The sequence below is a fragment of the Streptomyces sp. NPDC046716 genome, from assembly GCF_040645755.1.
Taxonomy (GTDB): domain Bacteria; phylum Actinomycetota; class Actinomycetes; order Streptomycetales; family Streptomycetaceae; genus Streptomyces.
In genome coordinates this window covers 13,098-29,521 of the sequence record NZ_JBEYYU010000002.1, presented here as the reverse complement: position 1 = coordinate 29,521, position 16,424 = coordinate 13,098, and the positions used below count along the sequence as shown (strand labels likewise).

Here is a 16,424-nt window from a genome sequence, read left to right as displayed (position 1 = left end):
GCTTCGCTGGGGGGCCTACTTCAGGCCGTTGGCCACCGCGGTGACCAGTTCACCGTTGGCCGTGTCTCCCGAGAACTCCCAGAAGAACGCGCCGCCCAGACCCTGCGACTTCGCCCAGCTCATCTTGGAGCCGATCGTCGCCGGGGTGTCGTAGGACCACCAGTCCGAGCCGCAGAAGGCGTAGGCCGTGCCGGCCACGGTGCCGTTCGACGGGCACTTGGTCTTCAGGACCTTGTAGTCCTCGATGCCCTGCTCGTACGTGCCGGCGGCCGGACCCGTGGCGGTGCCGCCCGGCTCCTTCTGCGTGACGCCGGTCCAGCCGCGGCCGTAGAAGCCGATGCCGAGCAGCAGCTTGGCGGCCGGGACGCCCTGCGCCTTGAGCTTGGCGATCGCGTCGGCCGAGGTGAAGCCCGACTGCGGGATGCCGGAGTACGAGGTGAGCGGGGAGTGCGGGGCCGTCGGACCCTTGGCGGCCCAGGCGCCGAAGAAGTCGTAGGTCATGACGTTGTACCAGTCGAGAGGCTGGGCAGCGCCCGCGTAGTCGTTCTTCTCGATCTTGCCGCCGGCCGAACCGTCGGCGGTGATGGCGGCGGTGACCAGGTTGGAGGAGCCGAACTTGGCGCGCAGGGCCGTCGTCAGCTTCTTCAGGGCGTCCTGGCCGGAGGTGTCACAGGACAGACCGCAGGCGTTGGGGTACTCCCAGTCGATGTCGATGCCGTCGAAGACATCGGCCCAGCGCGGGTCCTCGACCAGCTTGTAGCAGGAGTCGGCGAACGCGGCCGGGTTCTGCGCGGCCTGGCCGAAGCCGCCGGACCAGGTCCAGCCGCCGAAGGACCAGAGGATCTTCAGGTTCGGGTGCTTGGCCTTGAGCTGGCGCAGCTGGTTGAAGGCGCCGCGCAGCGGCTGGTCCCAGGTGTCGGCGACGCCGGAGACGGAGTTGGCCGCGGTGTAGGCCATGTCCGTGTCGGCGTAGGAGTCGCCCATCGTGCACTGGCCGTTCTGCACGTTGCCGAACGCGTAGTTGATGTGCGTGATCTTCGCGGCCGAGCCGGAGGTCTCCAGGTTCTTCGGGTAGTACTGGCGGCCGTAGACGCCCCAGTCCGTGAAGTACCCCATCTTGACGTTGCCGCCGCCGCCCGGGTTGCCCGGGTCGGTGCCGCCGCCAGTGGTGTGGACCTTGACCGAGCCGGAGACGGGGCCGGTCTGGTCGGCGGTGTCGCGGGCCTGGACGGTGTACGAGTAGTCGGTGCCCGCAGTCAGGCCGCTGTCGGAGTACGAGGTCCCCGTCACCGTCGCGACCTTGGCGCCGTCGCGCAGGACGTCGTAGTTCTTGATGCCCTTGTCGTCCGTGGCGGCCGACCAGGAGATCTTCGCCGAGGTGTCGGTGATGGCGGAGGCGGTCGGGGTGCCGGGCGCGGAGGGGGCCGCGTCGCCGGGGACGTCGCCGCCGTCGCAGGAGGCGCCGTTGATCTTGCAGCCGGTGGGGGCGCCGGCGCCGGAGCCGTTGAAGCCGAAGGAGATCGAGGCGCCGGGGGCGAGCGACCCGTTCCAGGAGAGGTTCTTGCCGGTCCAGTGGTCGGCGGAGTTGGTGACGGTGGCGTCCCAGGCCGAGGTCACCTTCGTACCGGAGGGGAAGTCCCACTCGACGGCCCACGAACTGATGGCCGTGGTGCCGCCGTTCTTGATCGTCCACTTGCCCTCGAAGCCGGTGCCCCAGTCCTGGGTCTTGGCGTAGGTGGCGGTGACGGCGCTGGCCGCGGCGGCGGCCTGGGAGGGCGTCGCGAGGGCCGTGACGGCGGTGAGGCCCGCGGCGGGGAGGACGAGTGTGGCGAGGGCGGCGGTGAATCTGTGCCGCAGCCGCTTTCTGGGTACGTCGGTCGAGCGCATGGGGTGCTCCTCGGGGTTCCGGGGTCCGTGAAGGGGGTGGATCCCTGCGACGCCCATGAGCACCAGGAGTGGGGGGTGTGCTCACCGCAGTGCGGTGAGAATAGAAAGGTCTGGACCATCGGTCAAGGTCTAAACCAATTACGGATTTCGGCCAACCTGCGGCGCGGCCTACAGGCCCAACTCCTGCGCCAGCACCGCGGCTTGCACCCGGCTGCGCAGCCCCAGCTTGCCGAGAAGGCGGCTGACGTGGGTTTTCACCGTGGCCTCCGCCATGTCGAGGCGGTCCGCGATCTCCGCGTTGGAGAGCCCTTCGCCCAGGCGGCGGAGGACTTCGTGCTCGCGCCGGGTGAGGGTCGCCAACTCCGGCGGCGCGGGCGCGTGTCGCGGACCCGACGCGAACTCGGCGATCAGCCGGCGGGTCACGGCCGGCGCGATCGTCCCCTCGCCGCGCGCCACGGTCCGCACCCCCTCGATGAGGTCCTTGGCCTCGGTGGTCTTGAGCAGGAAGCCGCTGGCGCCCGCGCGCAGCGCCCCGAAGACGTACGCGTCGAGGTCGAAGGTGGTCAGCACGAGAACGTCCGCGAGGGCTTCGGCGACGATCGCGCGGGTGGCCGAAACCCCGTCGAGGCGCGGCATCTGAATGTCCATCAGCACCAGGTCGGGCCGCAGCTCGCGGGCCAGCGCCACCGCCTGCTCGCCGTCCTCGGCCTCGCCGGCCACCTCGATGTCCGGCGCGCTGTTCAGGATGAGGACGAGCCCGGCCCGTACGGCGGACTGGTCCTCGGCGACGAGTACGCGGATCACGCGGGTTCTCCTTCGGGGGCCGGGGCTTCCAGGGGCAGCGCCGCGCGCACCCGCCAGACGGTGCGCCCGGCGTCGGGCTGCGGGCCCGCGTCGAAGGTCCCGCCGAGCAGTTCGGCGCGCTCGCGCATGCCGACGAGCCCGGCACCGGAGCCGGGGGCGCGCGGCCCGTCCCGGTCCCCGCACGGGCTGGTGACCCGCACCTCGACCCGGTCGGCCGCGCGTGCGACCTCGACCGTGACGGGGCCGGGGGCGGCGTGCTTGAGGGCGTTGGTGAGGGACTCCTGGACGATGCGGTAGGCGGCGAGGCCGACCGGCGCGGGCAGTCCCGTGGTGGCGCCGGTGACGGTCAGCTCCGCGTCCAGTCCGTTCGCGCGGGACTGTTCGACGAGGGCGCCCAGGCCGTCCAGGGCCGGTGCCGCGGCCGGTTCGGCGGAGGCGCCCGCGTCGCGCAGGATGCCGATCAGGCGGCGCATCTCGGCCAGTCCGTCGACGCTGTTCTCGCGGATCGTCTCCAGCGCCGTACGGGTGGTCGCCGCGTCGTCGATGGAGAGTGCGGCCGTGGAGTGGATCGCGATCGCGGAGAGGTGGTTGGCGACCATGTCGTGCAGCTCGCGGGCCATCCGGGCGCGCTCCGCCGTCACCGCCTGGGTCCGGTCGATCTCGGCGAGCAGCGCGGTCTGTTCGGCCCGCAGCCGCTCGGCCGCCGCCGTCTCTCGGTGGTTGCGGACCAGTACTCCGGTGGCGGCCGGGGTGAGGGTCACCAGGCTCACGGCGATCCCGATCAGCAGCGCCTCCGGGCGTCGCAGCACGGCCAGGGCGCCCAGCGTCGCCGCGACCGTGACCAGACCGCTGGCCACCGGGATGCGCCGGGCCGCCGCCGGGCTCCCGTACAGGACGGCCGCGTAGACCAGGTCCGTGTACATCAGGACCGTCGCCAGGCTGCCCGAGGTGCACTGGTCGGCGACGAGCACGAGGGTGCCCGCCGCGACCGCGCACCACGGCAGCGTCCGGCGCACCAGCTCCAGGCCCGCCATCGCGACGAGCGGCAGCAGCGGCCACGCCCCGTCGAGCGGACGGCCCGTGCTCATGCGCAGGCCGATGCCCCACAGCAGCAGCCCGCCCAGCAGGCCCGCCACGGCGATCCGGACGTCGTCGCGGTGCGGCGGGCGGGGGAGCGGCAGGTGCATGACCCCATCCAACACGGACCGGGGCCGCCGGGCACGGTGCCCTGGGACGACGTCGCGCGGGCCGCCGGTACATCGAAGGATGCAGTCCCGTCTCGTCACCCACGACGACGATCACGCCCGGTTCGGCGGCCAGGCTGGAAGCGGGGAACGAGAGGAGCCCGTCGTGATCGTCACGCTCATCGTCGTCTGCGAGGTCGCCTTCTGGGTGCTGCTCGCCGCCGGACTCGCCCTGCGCTACGGGGCCCGGATGCCCCGCACGGGTCTCGCCGTCCTGCTGTGCGAGCCGCTTCTGGAGGTGCTGCTGCTGGTCGTCACCGCGATCGACCTGAAGAACGGCGCCGAACCGGACTGGAAGCACGGCCTGGCCGCCGTCTACATCGGCTACTCGGTGGCGCTCGGCCACTACACCGTCCGGTGGGTCGACGTCCGGGTCGCCCACCGCTTCGCGGGCGGCCCGCCGCCGTCCACGCCCAAGTACGGCACCGCCCGCGCGGTCCACGAGTGGAAGCTGGCCGCGCGCTGGGTGCTCGCCGCGGTCATCGCCCTCGTCCTGCTCCAGGGCGCGGTCTGGTACGTCGGCGACGACGGGGACACCGGGTCCCTGACCCAGTGGCAGCAGCGCATGCTGTTCCTCATCGGCATCAACGTGGTCATCGCCGTGAGCTACACGCTGTTCCCGAAGAAGGCACCCGCGCTCGACCGGTGACCGGCGGAAATACGCTCTCCGGGCCATGGGCGGCGGCCCGTGCCGGGGCGACGATGCGGGCATGGACAGCACGCTCCTGGCCGCGCTCGTCGGCACGGTGGGCGGCAGCGCGGCCACCGGCACCGGGGCCTGGCTGCGCAATCGGGCCTCCGCGCGCACGGCGGCCCGGCTGGTGTACGCGGAACTGACCCGGGACAGCTCCGCCGTGGCGCAGTTCCGGCAGACCGGGCAGTGGATGGCGCCGCCCCTGTCGAAGACCGCCTGGCAGAGCAACAGCCCGGTGCTCGCCCGGATGCGCTCCGGCGACGTCTTCGAGCGCGCCAACCGGGGGTACGAGGCGCTGGACCTGGCCAGGGCCGTCGCCGCGAACGACCTGTCGGGCGACGAGCGGGACGAGCTCGTCCACGAGGCGTGCAGGCAGCTGATCACCGCGATACGGGAGGTCGGCTCCGTCGCCCACATGTCCGCGCACCAGATCCAGGCGTGGACGGCGCCGCTGGAGCCGGGCGCGGCCGCCAACATCGTGGCGAGCCCCGGCATGCTCCCGGTCGCGCTGGTGCCCCGGGGCGGCGTCCCGCCGGTGCCGGGCGCCCCCGCCTACGTCGTGCGCGAGGGGGGCCTGGAGGTGCGGCCCGGCGCCGACCCCTCCGATCTGGTGCGGCACCTGGTCTTCGACGCGGCCGGCGGCAAGCGGCTCGACGGGCTGCGGCCGGTGCGCTGGACCGGCTCGGCGGTGAGCGCGGACCCCGCCGTGGAGACCGCGTACGAGGCGCTGGAGGCGATGGACCGGTTCGGCGTCGACGTGCTCGACATCGACGAGGACGATGCCTCGCGCTTCCCGTTCGCGGCGGTCGTGCACTACGACCGGCGGTACAACAACGGCTGGTGGAACGGGCAGTTGATCGTCCTCGGCGACGGCGACCGGGAACTCTTCCGGGGCTTCGCCCACTTCGACGTGGTGACCGCGGAGGGCTGGTGGCGGCTGCGCGAGCTGGAGCGGTTGCCCTTCGAGGGGCAGTCGGGCGCCCTCGACGTCTCGATCCGGGACGTGCTGGCCACGCTCACCCGCCAGTACGCCGACGGCCTGCGGGCCGAGGACGCGGACTGGCTGCTGGCCGACGGCCTCATCGTGCCGGGCCCCGGCGGCCACGCGCTGCGCTCCCTGAGGGCCCCCGGCACGGCCTACGACAACGAGGTGATGGGCAGGGACCCGCAGCCCGCGCACATGGACGCGTACCGGGAGACGGATCTCGACAACGGCGGCGTCCACATCAACGGCGGCATTCCCAACCACGCCTTCTACCGCCTCGCGAGCGAGCTCGGCGGCCACGCCTGGGAGCGCGCGGGCCGCATCTGGTGGGACGCCCTCACCGGTGAACTGCCCGGCCCCGCACCGGACTTCGCGTCCTGGGCCACGGCCACCGTGCGGGCCGCCGCCGCCCGCTACGGCGCGGACGGCGCCGAGTGCAGGGCCGTCCGCGCGGCCTGGGACGCGGTGGGTGTCCCGCTCGCCCAGGGGGTGTCCGCCGAGCCCCGCACGGCGCCCGGCACGGACACGCCCTAGCGCTCGCCGCCCGGCACCCAGAGCACGTCCCCGACCGCCTTGTTCGCGGTGCGGGCGAGGATGAACAGCAGGTCGGAGAGGCGGTTCAGGTAGGTCGCCGTCAGCGGGTTCATCGTCTCGCCGTGCACCTCCATGGCGGCCCACGTCGACCGCTCGGCCCTCCGCACCACGGTGCACGCCTGGTGCAGGAGGGCGGCGCCCGCGGTCCCGCCGGGCAGGATGAACGAGCGCAGCTTCTCCAGCTCCGCGTTGAACCGGTCGCAGTCCGCCTCCAGCTTGTCGACGTAGAACTGCTCGACGCGCAGCGGCGGGTACTCGGGGTTCTCCACGACCGGCGTGGACAGGTCGGCACCGACGTCGAACAGGTCGTTCTGTACGCGCGTGAGCACCGTGACGACCTCCTCGTCCAGGCCGCCGAGGGCGACGGCCGTGCCGATGACGGCGTTGGCCTCGTTGGCGTCCGCGTACGCCGAGATCCGCAGATCGGTCTTGGCGGTGCGGCTCATGTCGCCGAGGGCGGTGCTGCCCTTGTCTCCGGTACGGGTGTAGATGCGCGTCAGATTGACCATGCGACCAGCGTAGTTATGCCCGCCCGTCACCCACCACCACCCTTGTACGAAGCCCTTCGGGCTGCCCCTATGCTCCGGCCCGCCGGAAGACACGTGTGCCGACCGTCACGGCGCAGACCGCGAAGCCGACCGCGACCAGCACCCCGTACAGCATCCGCGCCGTCGCGTACTCACCCACGTACGCGTCCCGCATCGCGTCCACCAGATACCGCACCGGCAGGAAGTGCGAGAGCACGTCCAGCCAGCCCGGGGCCAGCGTCATCGGCAGCATCAGTCCCGACAGCAGCATCGCCGGCACGGTCAGCGCGTTGACGGCGGGCCCGAACTCCTGCGGCGTGCTCACCCGCAGCGCGAAGGCGTACGAGAGCGCGGCGAGGGAGACCGTGAGCAGGGCCACGAAGCCGAAGCCGATCAGGATCCCGGCGAGCGGCGCCCGCAGCCCCATCGCCAGCGCGGCGAGGACCAGCAGCACGGCCTGGAGGACGAAGAGCGCGGTGTCCCGCAGCACGCGGCCGAGCAGCAGCGCGAGCCGGCTGACCGGGGTGACCCGCATCCGCTCCACCACGCCCCAGTTCTTCTCGATGAGCACCGAGAACCCGGCGAACCCGGCCCCGAACACCCCGAGCTGGAGCAGCAGGCCGGGCACCAGGACCTGCCACGAGCTGCCGCTCGACCCCAGCGGCAGGCCGGTGAGCAGCGGCCCGAAGAAGAGCAGGTAGAGCAGCGGCATCAGGACGCCGAAGAGCATCTGGAACTTGGAGGAGAAGGTCTGGCGCGCGTAACGGCCGAAGATCAGCGCGGTGTCCGCGGCGAGGGTCTTCATGTCGCTCACACCGCCACCGGGGTCGTGTCCACCGGCGCGGGACCGCGCCCGGTGATCGCCAGAAAGGTCTCCTGGAGCGTCGCGTCGATCGACCCGCCGTGCTTCAGCTTGAGCGCGCTCGGGGTGCCCTCGGCGGCCACGACTCCCTTGTCGACCACGACGATCCGGTCCGCGAGGGCGTCGGCCTCGTCCAGGTAGTGCGTGGTCAGGAAGACGGTGGTGCCGTGCTCGTCGCGCAGCCGCCGCACCAGGTCCCACAGGTCGGCGCGGCTGCCCGGGTCGAGCCCGGTCGTCGGCTCGTCCAGGAAGAGGACGGCGGGGCGGTGGGTGAGCCCCAGCGCGATGTCGAGGCGGCGCCGCTGACCGCCGGAGAGCGCGGCGGTCCGGCGCTCCAGCAGCTCGGTGAGGCCGAGCTCCGACGCCAACTCCTCGGCACGGGCCACGGCCTGGTGCCTCGTCAGTCGGTAGAGCCGGCCCTGCGTGACCAGTTCCTCCCGTACGGAGACGGTCGGGTCGACGCCGCCTGACTGGGCGACGTAACCCACCGCGCGGCGCACGCCTGCCGGGTCGCCCGCCAGATCGTGGCCCGCGACGGTGGCCGCGCCGCCGGTCGGCGGGAGCAGCGTCGTGAGCATCCGCAGGGTCGTGGTCTTGCCCGCGCCGTTCGGGCCGAGGAAACCGAGGATCTCGCCGGGCTCGACCCGCAGGTCGATGCCGCGGACGGCCTCGACGGGCCCGCGTTTGGTCGTGAAGGTCCGGGCCAGCCCGGACGCGCTGATGACTGCCATGCGAGCCAGAAAAACAGAGTCACTGAAATTTTGCAATGCCTCCAAAATTTCAGTGAGGCCATTGAGCGCGTAGGATCGGCGCATGGCGGAAGGGCTCAGGGAGCGGAAGAAGCGGCAGACCAGGCAGTACATCTCGGACGTGGCGACGGGTCTTTTCCTGGAGCGCGGGTTCGACGCGGTGACCATCGCGGAGATCGCGGACGCCGCGAACGTCTCCGTGAACACGGTCTACAACTACTTCCCGGCCAAGGAGGACCTGTTCCTCGACCGCTCCAAGGGGGTCGTCGACCGGATGTCGCGCTGGGTGCGCGGGCGCGCCCCGGGGGAGTCCGCGGCCGTCGCCGTGCTGCGCGAACTGCGCGAGGAGATCGAGTCGGTCTCGCCGCGCGTCGGCCTGATGGACGGCTACAGCGACTTCATGCGGGTGGTGCACGGCGCTCCCGCCCTGCGCTCCCGGCTGTGGGCCATCCAGCAGGAGGTCCACGACGACCTCACCGAGACCCTGCGCCAGGAGACGCGCGCGGCCGACGACGATCCGCTGCCGGACCTGATCGCCGGCCAGATCGGCTGGGTGCACCAGACGGTCATGGCGGGCATCGGCCGCCGCATGCTCGCCGGCGGCAGACCCGCCGAGGTCTCCCGCGAGATGCTCGATCTTCTCGACGGCGCAGAGGAACTCCTGAGCGAAAAGGTGCTCAACTATGCGGTGCGCGACGCCTGATGGAGCCCGCCGGTGTGATGTCCGTCATTCGAGACGTGACGCGCATCTCTTAACCGCCACATGCCCGCTCACGGGCGCTATCGTCCGCCACAGAGCAACGTAAACAGTGGTTAAGCGGTACGCGGGTACGCGGTAAGGGGAGTCGCACGTGGCACGGAAGCTCGCCGTCATCGGGGCCGGTCTCATGGGGTCCGGCATCGCCCAGGTCTCTGCCCAGGCGGGCTGGGACGTCGTCCTGCGCGACGTCACCGACGAAGCCCTCGCACGGGGTACCGACGGCATCAAGGCGTCGTACGACAAGTTCGTGAGCAAGGGCAAACTGACGGCCGAGGACGCCGGGGCGGCTCTCGCCCGCATCACCCCGACCACCGATCTGGACGCGGCCGCCGACGCCGACCTCGTCGTCGAGGCCGTCTTCGAGAAGCTGGAGATCAAGCACGAGATCTTCCGCGCGCTCGACAAGATCGTGCGGGACGACACGGTGCTCGCGTCGAACACCTCCGCCATCCCGATCACCAAGATCGCGGCGGTGACGGACCGTCCGGAGCGCGTCGTCGGTGCGCACTTCTTCTCGCCCGTGCCGATGATGCAGCTGTGCGAGCTGGTCCGCGGCTACAAGACGAGCGACGAAACCCTCGCCACCGCGAGGGAGTTCGCCGAGTCCGTCGGCAAGACCTGCATCGTCGTCAACCGCGACGTGGCGGGCTTCGTCACCACCCGGCTCATCTCGGCCCTCGTCGTCGAGGCGGCGAAGCTGTACGAGTCGGGCGTCGCCACCGCCGAGGACATCGACATCGCCTGCAAGCTGGGCTTCGGCCACGCGATGGGCCCGCTGGCCACGGCCGATCTCACCGGCGTCGACATCCTGCTGCACGCCACGAGCAACATCTACACCGAGTCGCAGGACGAGAAGTTCGCGCCGCCGGAGCTGATGCGCCGGATGGTGGACGCCGGTGACATCGGACGCAAGAGCGGGCAGGGCTTCTACAAGCACGGCTGAACCGGCAAGCGGGGCTGAACCGGCCCCGCCTGACGCGACATCACCCCTCAGGGTGAATTCGGTATCGGTTCGCTTACAGACGGCAACTTCTGGCGCCTTGAGCCAGTCAGTTGCAGTGACATACCCAGATCACATGGAAACCTCTCGTCACTACTGATCGCACGGGGAGCGCATATGCACATCAGGGGCGACCACGCCGAGCTGGTCGTCGGGGGCCGCCTCGACGTCCGGAGCGCGGCGGACGCCCGTACGGTCCTGCACACCGCCGTCGACGACGGCATCGGAGACCTGGTCCTCGACCTGTCCGAACTGGACTCGTGGGACGCGACCGGACTCGGCGTCATCATGGGCGCCCACCGGCGCGCCGGCCGCTGTGGACGACGGCTCGTCCTGCGCGGGGTCCCGGACCGCATGCAGCGCCTGCTGGTCGCGACCCGGCTGCACCGGATCCTGGCCATCGAGGGCGGCATCGGAGTCGAGTCGCTGCCCCGCGTGTGAGGCACGTTCACCCCTCGAAGGTGTGAATCACTCATTCCTGGGGGAAGCGCCCACAATCCTCACGAGACTGTGACGTCTCGGACGGCGCGGCACCCCGGCTGTTCGGAGATACTGCGACAAGGTCTAGGGTTCGGTCGCCCGCGGTATGACGTACCCGCCTCGCGGGCACCGGACCAGAAGCGACAGCGCAGTGTGCACAGGCCGGGAGGGGCAAGCGGCACACCACGCTTTTGGGGGGCTTTGACCATGGACCCGACGAACCGGGAACCTGAAGACTTCAGCCAGGATCGGCGAGACGACAGCACACCGGCGCACGGCGGCCGCCCGCGGTCGCCCGTCCCGCCCGACTTCGGCCAGCCGGCACCCGCGCTCGCGCGCACCGTGCGGCTCGTGTCGGGCGACCATCTCCTCACCGTCAACCCTGTCGACGGCAGCGAGATCGAGCCCTGCCCGCCGGGGGAACGCCCGGGCAGGCCCGTCAAGTTCGACGACACCGAGCGCGCCGACCGCGCGCGGGCCGCACGGCCGCCGCTGCCGCCCGGGCCCGCACTGCCCCGGCTGCCGCTCCTGGAGCGCCAGGAGGACCGCGAGCGCCTCGTACGGCTCCTCGCGCGCGGGCGCTCCGTACGGCTCACCGGACCGTCGGGATCCGGGCGCACCGCGCTCCTCGACCAGGTCGCCGAGGACTGCCTCGGCATCGCGCCTGACGGCGTCGTCCGGCTCTCCGGCCACCGCCGCTCGGCCGACGACCTGCTGCACGAGCTGTTCGGCGCCGTCTACAACACCCCGCTGCACCGCCCCGACCGCACCCTGATGCGCGAACTCGTGCACGAGGTCGGCGCCGTCGTCGTCCTGGACGACCTGGAGTTCGGCGGCGCCCAGCTCGACGAACTCCTCGAAGCCACTCCGGAGTGCGCCTACCTGCTCGCCGCGACGCCCGACGTCGCCGCGCCGTCGGCCGACTCCCACGTGGAGGAGGTCTTCCTCGGCGGCCTGGGCCGCGGCGGCAGCCTGGAACTCCTGGAGCGCGTCGTCGGCCGGGTGCTGACCGACGACGAGGCCCAGTGGGCCGGCGACCTGTGGTTCGAGTCCGAGGGGCTGCCGCTGCGGTTCGCGCAGGCCGGCGCCCTGCTGCGGCAGGTCGACCAACTGCGCGCCGATCCGGACGTCTTCGAGGAGTTCGGCTACTTCTCCGACGCACCGGTGGACGCGCCCTTCGACTCCGCCGAGGGGCAGGACGTACCGCTGCCCTCGCTCGCCGAGGGCGCCGCGCCCGTAGCCCTGCTCGCCTCCCGGCTGAGCCGCTCGGCCCGCGCCACCCTGCGGTTCGCCGTCGCGCTGGGCGGCGAGATCCCGCACCAGGCGCATCTGCCGGCGCTCGTGGGCGACCAGCACGCCGACGCGGCCCTGGCCGAGCTGGTCTCCAGCGCGCTCGTCACCGCGGTCGGCTCCCGCTACCGCCTCGCGGCCGGTGTCCAGGTGCAGTTGGAGGCCGCCGGGTTCGGGGACGAGGCCGTCGAGCGGGCCCGTACCGCGGCCCTGCACTACGCCTGGTGGGCCGGGCATCCGTCGGTCGGGCCCGAGCGGGTCGCCGCCGAGAGCGACGCCCTGCTCGCCGCGCTCGCCGTCCTCGTGCCGGTGTCGGCGGACGACGGCGAGACGCCCGCCTCCGTGGAGCTGGCCCGCGCGGCCGCGCCCGCGTTCGCCGCCGGGCTCGCCTGGAGCGCCTGGGAGCGCGCGCTGCGCTCCGGGCAGGAGGCGGCACGGATCGCCGGGCTGGTCTCCGAAGAGGCCTACTTCCACCACGAGCTGGGGATCCTCGCGCTGCTCGAAGGACAGCTCGACCGCGCCCGCGCCGAGCTGGAGGCCTCCATCGGCCTGCGCGGCGCCCTCGCCGACAAGCGCGGCACGATCGCCGGCCGGCGCGCCCTCGCCCTGGTGGCGGACCGTTCCGGCGGCGCGCTGCCCGGTGGCCGCACGGCGGCCGGCGAGGAAGTCCCCGACGCGATGTACGAGGAGTCGCAGTCGCCGCCCGGCGGAGTGGCCGCCGGGTTCGCGAAGCCCGAAGTGCCGGGCGAGGCCGAGACCTTGGTGAGCCGGCCGCCGGCGCCCGCCCCGACCGTGGTCGGCGGCGGCACGGCGCCCTCGCGCAGGTCCGTCGTCAGCGGCGCCCGGCGCAACATGGTCGCGGCCGGCGCGGGCGCGCTGCTCGCGGCGGTGCTGGGCACGGTCGTCACCCTCGGCACCCTCTCGAACAACGACGAGCCGCCGTCCGACAAGGTCAACACCAATCCGTCGGCGACGGCGGGGGAGAGCGGCGGGGAGCTGGGCGCGGACAAGGCCGACGACACGGCCAAGGGCGGAGACGGTTCCGGCTCCGCGTCGGCGTCGGCCGATCCCGGCGCGGACGGGGTCCCGGGCACGGCGGACGACCCGACGCCGTCCCAGAGCTCCAGCGGCACGCCGTCGGACACCCCGAGCGGCTCCACGTCGCCCGACAAGCCGACCAAGTCCCCGACCAAGAAGCCGACGAAGTCCCCGACGAAGTCGCCCACGAAGTCCCCGACGAAGTCCCCGTCGCCGAGCGACGACCCGACGTCCCCGTCGCCGACCCCGGACCCGACGGACCCGACACCGACGGACACGGAGACCACCGACACGGCGAGCAACCCCGTCGCCCCGAGCGCGTCCGACACCGTGATGTAGAAGCGCCCCGCGAGGGGAGCGAGGCACTGCGCGGGCAACCACGACGAAAGCCGCGGCCGCATCCGCTCATCGACCGAGCAGACGCGACCGCGGCTTTTCGCGGCCGAGCCCTAGAACAGCCGCAACTTGTCGTCCTCGATACCCCGCATGGCGTCGTAGTCCAGCACCGTGCACCCGATCCCCCGGTCGGTGGCCAGCACCCGGGCCTGAGGCTTGATCTCCTGCGCCGCGAAGACCCCGCGGACCGGCGCGAGGTGCGGGTCGCGGTTGAGCAGCTCCAGGTAGCGCGTGAGCTGCTCCACGCCGTCGATCTCGCCGCGCCGCTTGATCTCGACGGCGACGGTCTGCCCCTCGGCGTCCCGGCACAGGATGTCGACCGGCCCGATCGCCGTCATGTACTCGCGGCGGATCAGCGTATAGCCCTCGCCGAGGGTGTCGATGCGGTCCGCGAGGAGTTCCTGAAGGTGTGCTTCCACGCCGTCCTTGATGAGGCCGGGATCGACACCGAGTTCGTGCGAGGAGTCGTGGAGGATCTCCTCCATCGTGATGATCAGTTTCTCGCCCGCCTTGTTGATGACGGTCCAGGTGCCTTCGTCGTCACCCGTGCCCTCCTTCAAGGTGCAGGGCGGCGACATCCAGTTGAGGGGCTTGTAGGCCCGGTCGTCCGCGTGGATGGAGACGCTGCCGTCCGCCTTCACGAGGATGAGACGGGGGGCCGACGGGAGATGGGCGGTGAGCCTGCCCGCGTAATCCACGGAGCAGCGGGCGATGACGAGACGCATGGTGGGCAACGCTACTCGACTGCCGACGCTCCCCGCACTTCGCCCGCCGGTCGCCCGGCGCCACCCTGTCCGAGCGCTTTCGGGTGCCCCTTTTATCAAGAAGCACCCCGTTCGATATTGGCTGGTTGTGTGCGACCGGTGCGCGGTACGCCCTGTTGCGCTCCGGAAGCGTTGCTTACCGTAGAAGCAGGAGGTCGCGGTGCGCGCACGCTGAGTGTTCGAGGGGCCGTGCGTGCCGGGGGCTCTTGGCCTGTCCGTCAACCCCCGCTCCCTGGGGGTGCGAGAGGAGAACCCATGTCGCTCGACGTCTCACCGGCACTGTTGGAACAGGCCGAGCGAGGCGAGGTTGACGAAGCGGACTTCGTCGACTGCGTCCGGACCTCCCTGCCTTACGCATGGGAGATGATCAGCTCTCTGGTGGCCCAGCTGAAGGTTGACGGCGGAGAGTTCGCCGACAACGAGACGCCGCCCCCCAGCGAGCAGGAGCGCGGGCAGTTGCTGCGCGCGCTCGCAAGTGACGCGATTCGCGGCGCACTGCAGCGGCACTTCGGTGTCCGGCTCGCGTTCCAGAACTGCCACCGGGTCGCGGTCTTCCCGCTGACCCCGGCGGTGGACGAGACGCTGGCCCGCTTCACCTCGGTCCGCAACCAGCTGCTCAACCAGTCCCCGGAGCTGCGGGACTGCTGACGGCTTACGCCTTGGATCGGTTTGCCTGCCGTCCCGTGCGCGGGAGGTGCATCTGTACGGGCGGCAGGCACCGGACCTTCAAGGCGACCGACGGGCGGGATCAGCCGAGTTGCGGAAGAACCTCGGCTCCCAGCCGGCGGACGTTCTCCTCCGTCGCCGCGAGATCCCCCGAGCCCTCGACGAGCAACGCGAAGCGTGTGATGCCGGTGCGCTCCGATGTGGCGGCGAGCCGGTCCGCGCACAACTGCGGGGTGCCGACCGGGTGCAGACGGCACAGCAGCTCCGTGTAGGCGCGCGGATCCCGCATCTTGCGTACGCGGCCGTCCACCGTCACATGCGCGTCCAGCCCTTGTTTCAGCCAGCCTGGCATCGCCTTCAGGAGCGCCTCCGACGCGTCCGCGCCGCGGTCGCCGATCTGGGCGACCCCGGCGGAGACATGGGGCGCGGAGAGGATCTCGTCGGGCGTACGCCCGGCCTCGCGCGCGCAGCGGCGCCACAGTGCCACCATCTCCGCCTTCTCCTCGTCGCCGCAGTGCATCCCGAGCAGCATCGGCAGGCCGCGCTCGGCGGCGGTGCGCACGCTCTTCGGTGACGTACAGGCGACGACGATCTCGGGTCCCGCCGGGTCCGTGTCGCCTATCGCCTCCGCCGGGCGGGGCACCACCGGCACCTCGCGGAACGCGAACCGGCCGTCCTCGCCCCCCACATGGGACTCGCGCAGCCAGCGCAGCAGCAGGTCGAGCGAGTCCGGGAACCCCGACTCGTACGCCTCGAGTCCCGCGCCGAAGACCTCCAGGTCCACCCACGGCCCGCCGCGCCCCACGCCGAGCGAGAACCGCCCGCCCGAGGTCAGGTGCAGCAGTGCCGCCTGCTCGCCCAGGGCCACCGGGTGCGCCGTCGGCAGCACGCTCACGGCCGTGCCGATCCGCAGGGTGCGGGTGCGGCCGAGCAGCAGCGCGGCCAGTGTGATGGCCGACGGGCAGGTCCCGTACGGCACGAAATGATGTTCGGCGAGCCAGGCCGTGTCCAGGCCCGCCTCCTCGGCGATCTCGGCCGACCGCACCGCCCGGTGCAGGGCCTCCCCCTGCCCCTGACCCGGGAACTGGGCCGCCAGTACAAAAGTTCCTACGCGCATCGCGTTTTTGCCTCCTTGGCGCCGACGCGGGCACTCCCCATGCAGGCATTAACGGTTGGCAAGTGCCAAAGACACGGCTTGGCATGAAGATTGACAGATTTTCTCCGGAGCGCCGGTGCCGGTGGGGTTGCCGCGGGCCGGTGGGGGACGTGGTGAGCGCCGATCGCCGCAGCTCCGTCGGCGTACGCTGGTCCGGACCCCGCTCCGTACCAGCACCCCGTGAGGTGATCCGTGTCCCCGCGTCGCAACCGCCCCAAGGCCGGCGGATCGTCAGGCAGCAGCGACGACGAGGGGCGGCGCTACGGCGGGTTCCAGTCCTCCGAGCACTGGCAGGGCGAGGAGTGGAGCGTGCGCCACGTCGCGGGCGCGAGCGCGGCCGGCAAGACCTACCGCTGCCCCGGGTGCGACCAGGAGATCGCCTCCGGTGTCGCCCATGTCGTGGCCTGGCCCCAGTACGGCGGCGTGGACGACCGGCGCCACTGGCACAAGGCGTGCTGGAACGCGAAGGACCGCCGCACCACGAAGGTGCAGCGGTCCCGGAACGCGCCGCGCTACTGAGGGCTCCCG

General features: G+C 71.9%; 16 protein-coding genes. 8 read left to right on the top strand and 8 right to left on the bottom strand.

Translation table 11 applies throughout. The annotated features are described in order from the left end of the window. Nucleotides 1-15 precede the first annotated feature (15 nt). From ABZ930_RS01635 to ABZ930_RS01625, 3 genes are all read right to left on the bottom strand, one after another. Nucleotides 16-1,887 carry a glycoside hydrolase family 18 chitinase gene (locus tag ABZ930_RS01635; protein ID WP_361539721.1) on the bottom strand — a complete coding sequence of 624 codons (1,872 nt, stop codon included), beginning with the start codon at nt 1,885-1,887 and terminating at the stop codon, nt 16-18. Nucleotides 1,888-2,055: 168 nt separating this feature from the next. Then, complete coding sequence (locus ABZ930_RS01630; RefSeq protein ID WP_361539718.1) at nt 2,056-2,691, bottom strand: response regulator transcription factor; 636 nt, start codon at nt 2,689-2,691, stop codon at nt 2,056-2,058. Next, complete coding sequence (locus ABZ930_RS01625) at nt 2,688-3,878, bottom strand: histidine kinase (protein ID WP_361539715.1); 1,191 nt, start codon at nt 3,876-3,878, stop codon at nt 2,688-2,690. Before ABZ930_RS01625 ends, ABZ930_RS01630 begins: the two co-directional genes overlap by 4 nt. A gap of 163 nt (nt 3,879-4,041) precedes the next feature. On the opposite strand from ABZ930_RS01625, the gene ABZ930_RS01620 reads away from it, so the two are divergent. Together ABZ930_RS01620 and ABZ930_RS01615 are read left to right on the top strand one after the other, a co-directional pair. Continuing rightward, complete coding sequence (locus tag ABZ930_RS01620) at nt 4,042-4,584, top strand: hypothetical protein (protein WP_361539712.1); 543 nt, start codon at nt 4,042-4,044, stop codon at nt 4,582-4,584. A gap of 61 nt (nt 4,585-4,645) precedes the next feature. Then, nucleotides 4,646-6,148 carry a M4 family metallopeptidase gene (locus tag ABZ930_RS01615; protein WP_361539709.1) on the top strand — a complete coding sequence of 501 codons (1,503 nt, stop codon included), beginning with the start codon at nt 4,646-4,648 and terminating at the stop codon, nt 6,146-6,148. On the opposite strand, the gene ABZ930_RS01610 is transcribed toward ABZ930_RS01615, so the two are convergent. From ABZ930_RS01610 to ABZ930_RS01600, 3 genes are all read right to left on the bottom strand, one after another. Continuing rightward, nucleotides 6,145-6,717 carry a cob(I)yrinic acid a,c-diamide adenosyltransferase gene (locus ABZ930_RS01610; RefSeq protein WP_361539706.1) on the bottom strand — a complete coding sequence of 191 codons (573 nt, stop codon included), beginning with the start codon at nt 6,715-6,717 and terminating at the stop codon, nt 6,145-6,147. The two genes, ABZ930_RS01615 and ABZ930_RS01610, sit on opposite strands and share 4 nt — an antisense overlap. A 67-nt stretch (nt 6,718-6,784) precedes the next feature. Then, nucleotides 6,785-7,540 (bottom strand): ABC transporter permease, encoded by a 756-nt coding sequence (locus ABZ930_RS01605; protein WP_361540344.1) that lies wholly within the window; start codon nt 7,538-7,540, stop codon nt 6,785-6,787. Nucleotides 7,541-7,545: 5 nt separating this feature from the next. Then, entirely contained in the window at nt 7,546-8,328 is a 783-nt protein-coding gene (locus tag ABZ930_RS01600; protein ID WP_361539703.1) for an ATP-binding cassette domain-containing protein, read from the bottom strand. Nucleotides 8,329-8,410: 82 nt separating this feature from the next. On the opposite strand from ABZ930_RS01600, the gene ABZ930_RS01595 reads away from it, so the two are divergent. From ABZ930_RS01595 to ABZ930_RS01580, 4 genes are all read left to right on the top strand, one after another. Then, nucleotides 8,411-9,049, top strand: coding sequence for a TetR/AcrR family transcriptional regulator (locus tag ABZ930_RS01595; RefSeq protein ID WP_361539700.1), 639 nt, complete (start codon nt 8,411-8,413; stop codon nt 9,047-9,049). 148 nt (nt 9,050-9,197) lie between these two features. After that, entirely contained in the window at nt 9,198-10,049 is an 852-nt protein-coding gene (locus tag ABZ930_RS01590; protein ID WP_361539697.1) for a 3-hydroxyacyl-CoA dehydrogenase family protein, read from the top strand. A 174-nt stretch (nt 10,050-10,223) separates the two neighbouring features. After that, on the top strand, nt 10,224-10,547 hold the full coding sequence (locus tag ABZ930_RS01585) for an STAS domain-containing protein (protein ID WP_111668275.1): 324 nt from the start codon (nt 10,224-10,226) through the stop codon (nt 10,545-10,547). Between the two features lie 246 nt (nt 10,548-10,793). After that, nucleotides 10,794-13,253 carry an ATP-binding protein gene (locus ABZ930_RS01580; protein WP_361539694.1) on the top strand — a complete coding sequence of 820 codons (2,460 nt, stop codon included), beginning with the start codon at nt 10,794-10,796 and terminating at the stop codon, nt 13,251-13,253. 110 nt (nt 13,254-13,363) lie between these two features. Here the strand turns inward: ABZ930_RS01580 and nucS are convergent, their stop codons facing one another. After that, nucleotides 13,364-14,035 carry an endonuclease NucS gene (gene nucS, locus ABZ930_RS01575; protein WP_111668273.1) on the bottom strand — a complete coding sequence of 224 codons (672 nt, stop codon included), beginning with the start codon at nt 14,033-14,035 and terminating at the stop codon, nt 13,364-13,366. A gap of 294 nt (nt 14,036-14,329) precedes the next feature. Between nucS and ABZ930_RS01570 the strand changes: the two genes are divergently transcribed. Further along, nucleotides 14,330-14,722, top strand: coding sequence for an SCO5389 family protein (locus ABZ930_RS01570; protein ID WP_361539691.1), 393 nt, complete (start codon nt 14,330-14,332; stop codon nt 14,720-14,722). Between the two features lie 100 nt (nt 14,723-14,822). Here ABZ930_RS01570 and ABZ930_RS01565 read toward each other — a convergent pair whose 3' ends face one another. After that, entirely contained in the window at nt 14,823-15,857 is a 1,035-nt protein-coding gene (locus ABZ930_RS01565; RefSeq protein ID WP_361539688.1) for an LLM class flavin-dependent oxidoreductase, read from the bottom strand. Nucleotides 15,858-16,088: 231 nt separating this feature from the next. Here ABZ930_RS01565 and ABZ930_RS01560 point away from each other — a divergent pair, with 231 nt between their 5' ends. Beyond that, nucleotides 16,089-16,415, top strand: a complete 327-nt coding sequence (locus ABZ930_RS01560) for an ATP/GTP-binding protein (RefSeq protein WP_361539685.1) — start codon at nt 16,089-16,091, stop codon at nt 16,413-16,415. Nucleotides 16,416-16,424 lie beyond the last annotated feature (9 nt).

Bases quoted from the DNA above. Each gene is read 5' to 3' on its own strand.
- ABZ930_RS01615 (WP_361539709.1), top strand. From the start codon at position 4,646: ATGGACAGCACGCTCCTGGCCGCGCTCGTCGGCACGGTGGGCGGCAGC.
- ABZ930_RS01635 (WP_361539721.1), bottom strand. From the start codon at position 1,887: ATGCGCTCGACCGACGTACCCAGAAAGCGGCTGCGGCACAGATTCACC.
- ABZ930_RS01565 (WP_361539688.1), bottom strand. From the start codon at position 15,857: ATGCGCGTAGGAACTTTTGTACTGGCGGCCCAGTTCCCGGGTCAGGGG.
- ABZ930_RS01585 (WP_111668275.1), top strand. From the start codon at position 10,224: ATGCACATCAGGGGCGACCACGCCGAGCTGGTCGTCGGGGGCCGCCTC.
- nucS (WP_111668273.1), bottom strand. From the start codon at position 14,035: ATGCGTCTCGTCATCGCCCGCTGCTCCGTGGATTACGCGGGCAGGCTC.
- ABZ930_RS01570 (WP_361539691.1), top strand. From the start codon at position 14,330: ATGTCGCTCGACGTCTCACCGGCACTGTTGGAACAGGCCGAGCGAGGC.
- ABZ930_RS01610 (WP_361539706.1), bottom strand. From the start codon at position 6,717: ATGGTCAATCTGACGCGCATCTACACCCGTACCGGAGACAAGGGCAGC.
- ABZ930_RS01595 (WP_361539700.1), top strand. From the start codon at position 8,411: ATGGCGGAAGGGCTCAGGGAGCGGAAGAAGCGGCAGACCAGGCAGTAC.
- ABZ930_RS01580 (WP_361539694.1), top strand. From the start codon at position 10,794: ATGGACCCGACGAACCGGGAACCTGAAGACTTCAGCCAGGATCGGCGA.
- ABZ930_RS01605 (WP_361540344.1), bottom strand. From the start codon at position 7,540: ATGAAGACCCTCGCCGCGGACACCGCGCTGATCTTCGGCCGTTACGCG.
- ABZ930_RS01625 (WP_361539715.1), bottom strand. From the start codon at position 3,878: ATGCACCTGCCGCTCCCCCGCCCGCCGCACCGCGACGACGTCCGGATC.
- ABZ930_RS01600 (WP_361539703.1), bottom strand. From the start codon at position 8,328: ATGGCAGTCATCAGCGCGTCCGGGCTGGCCCGGACCTTCACGACCAAA.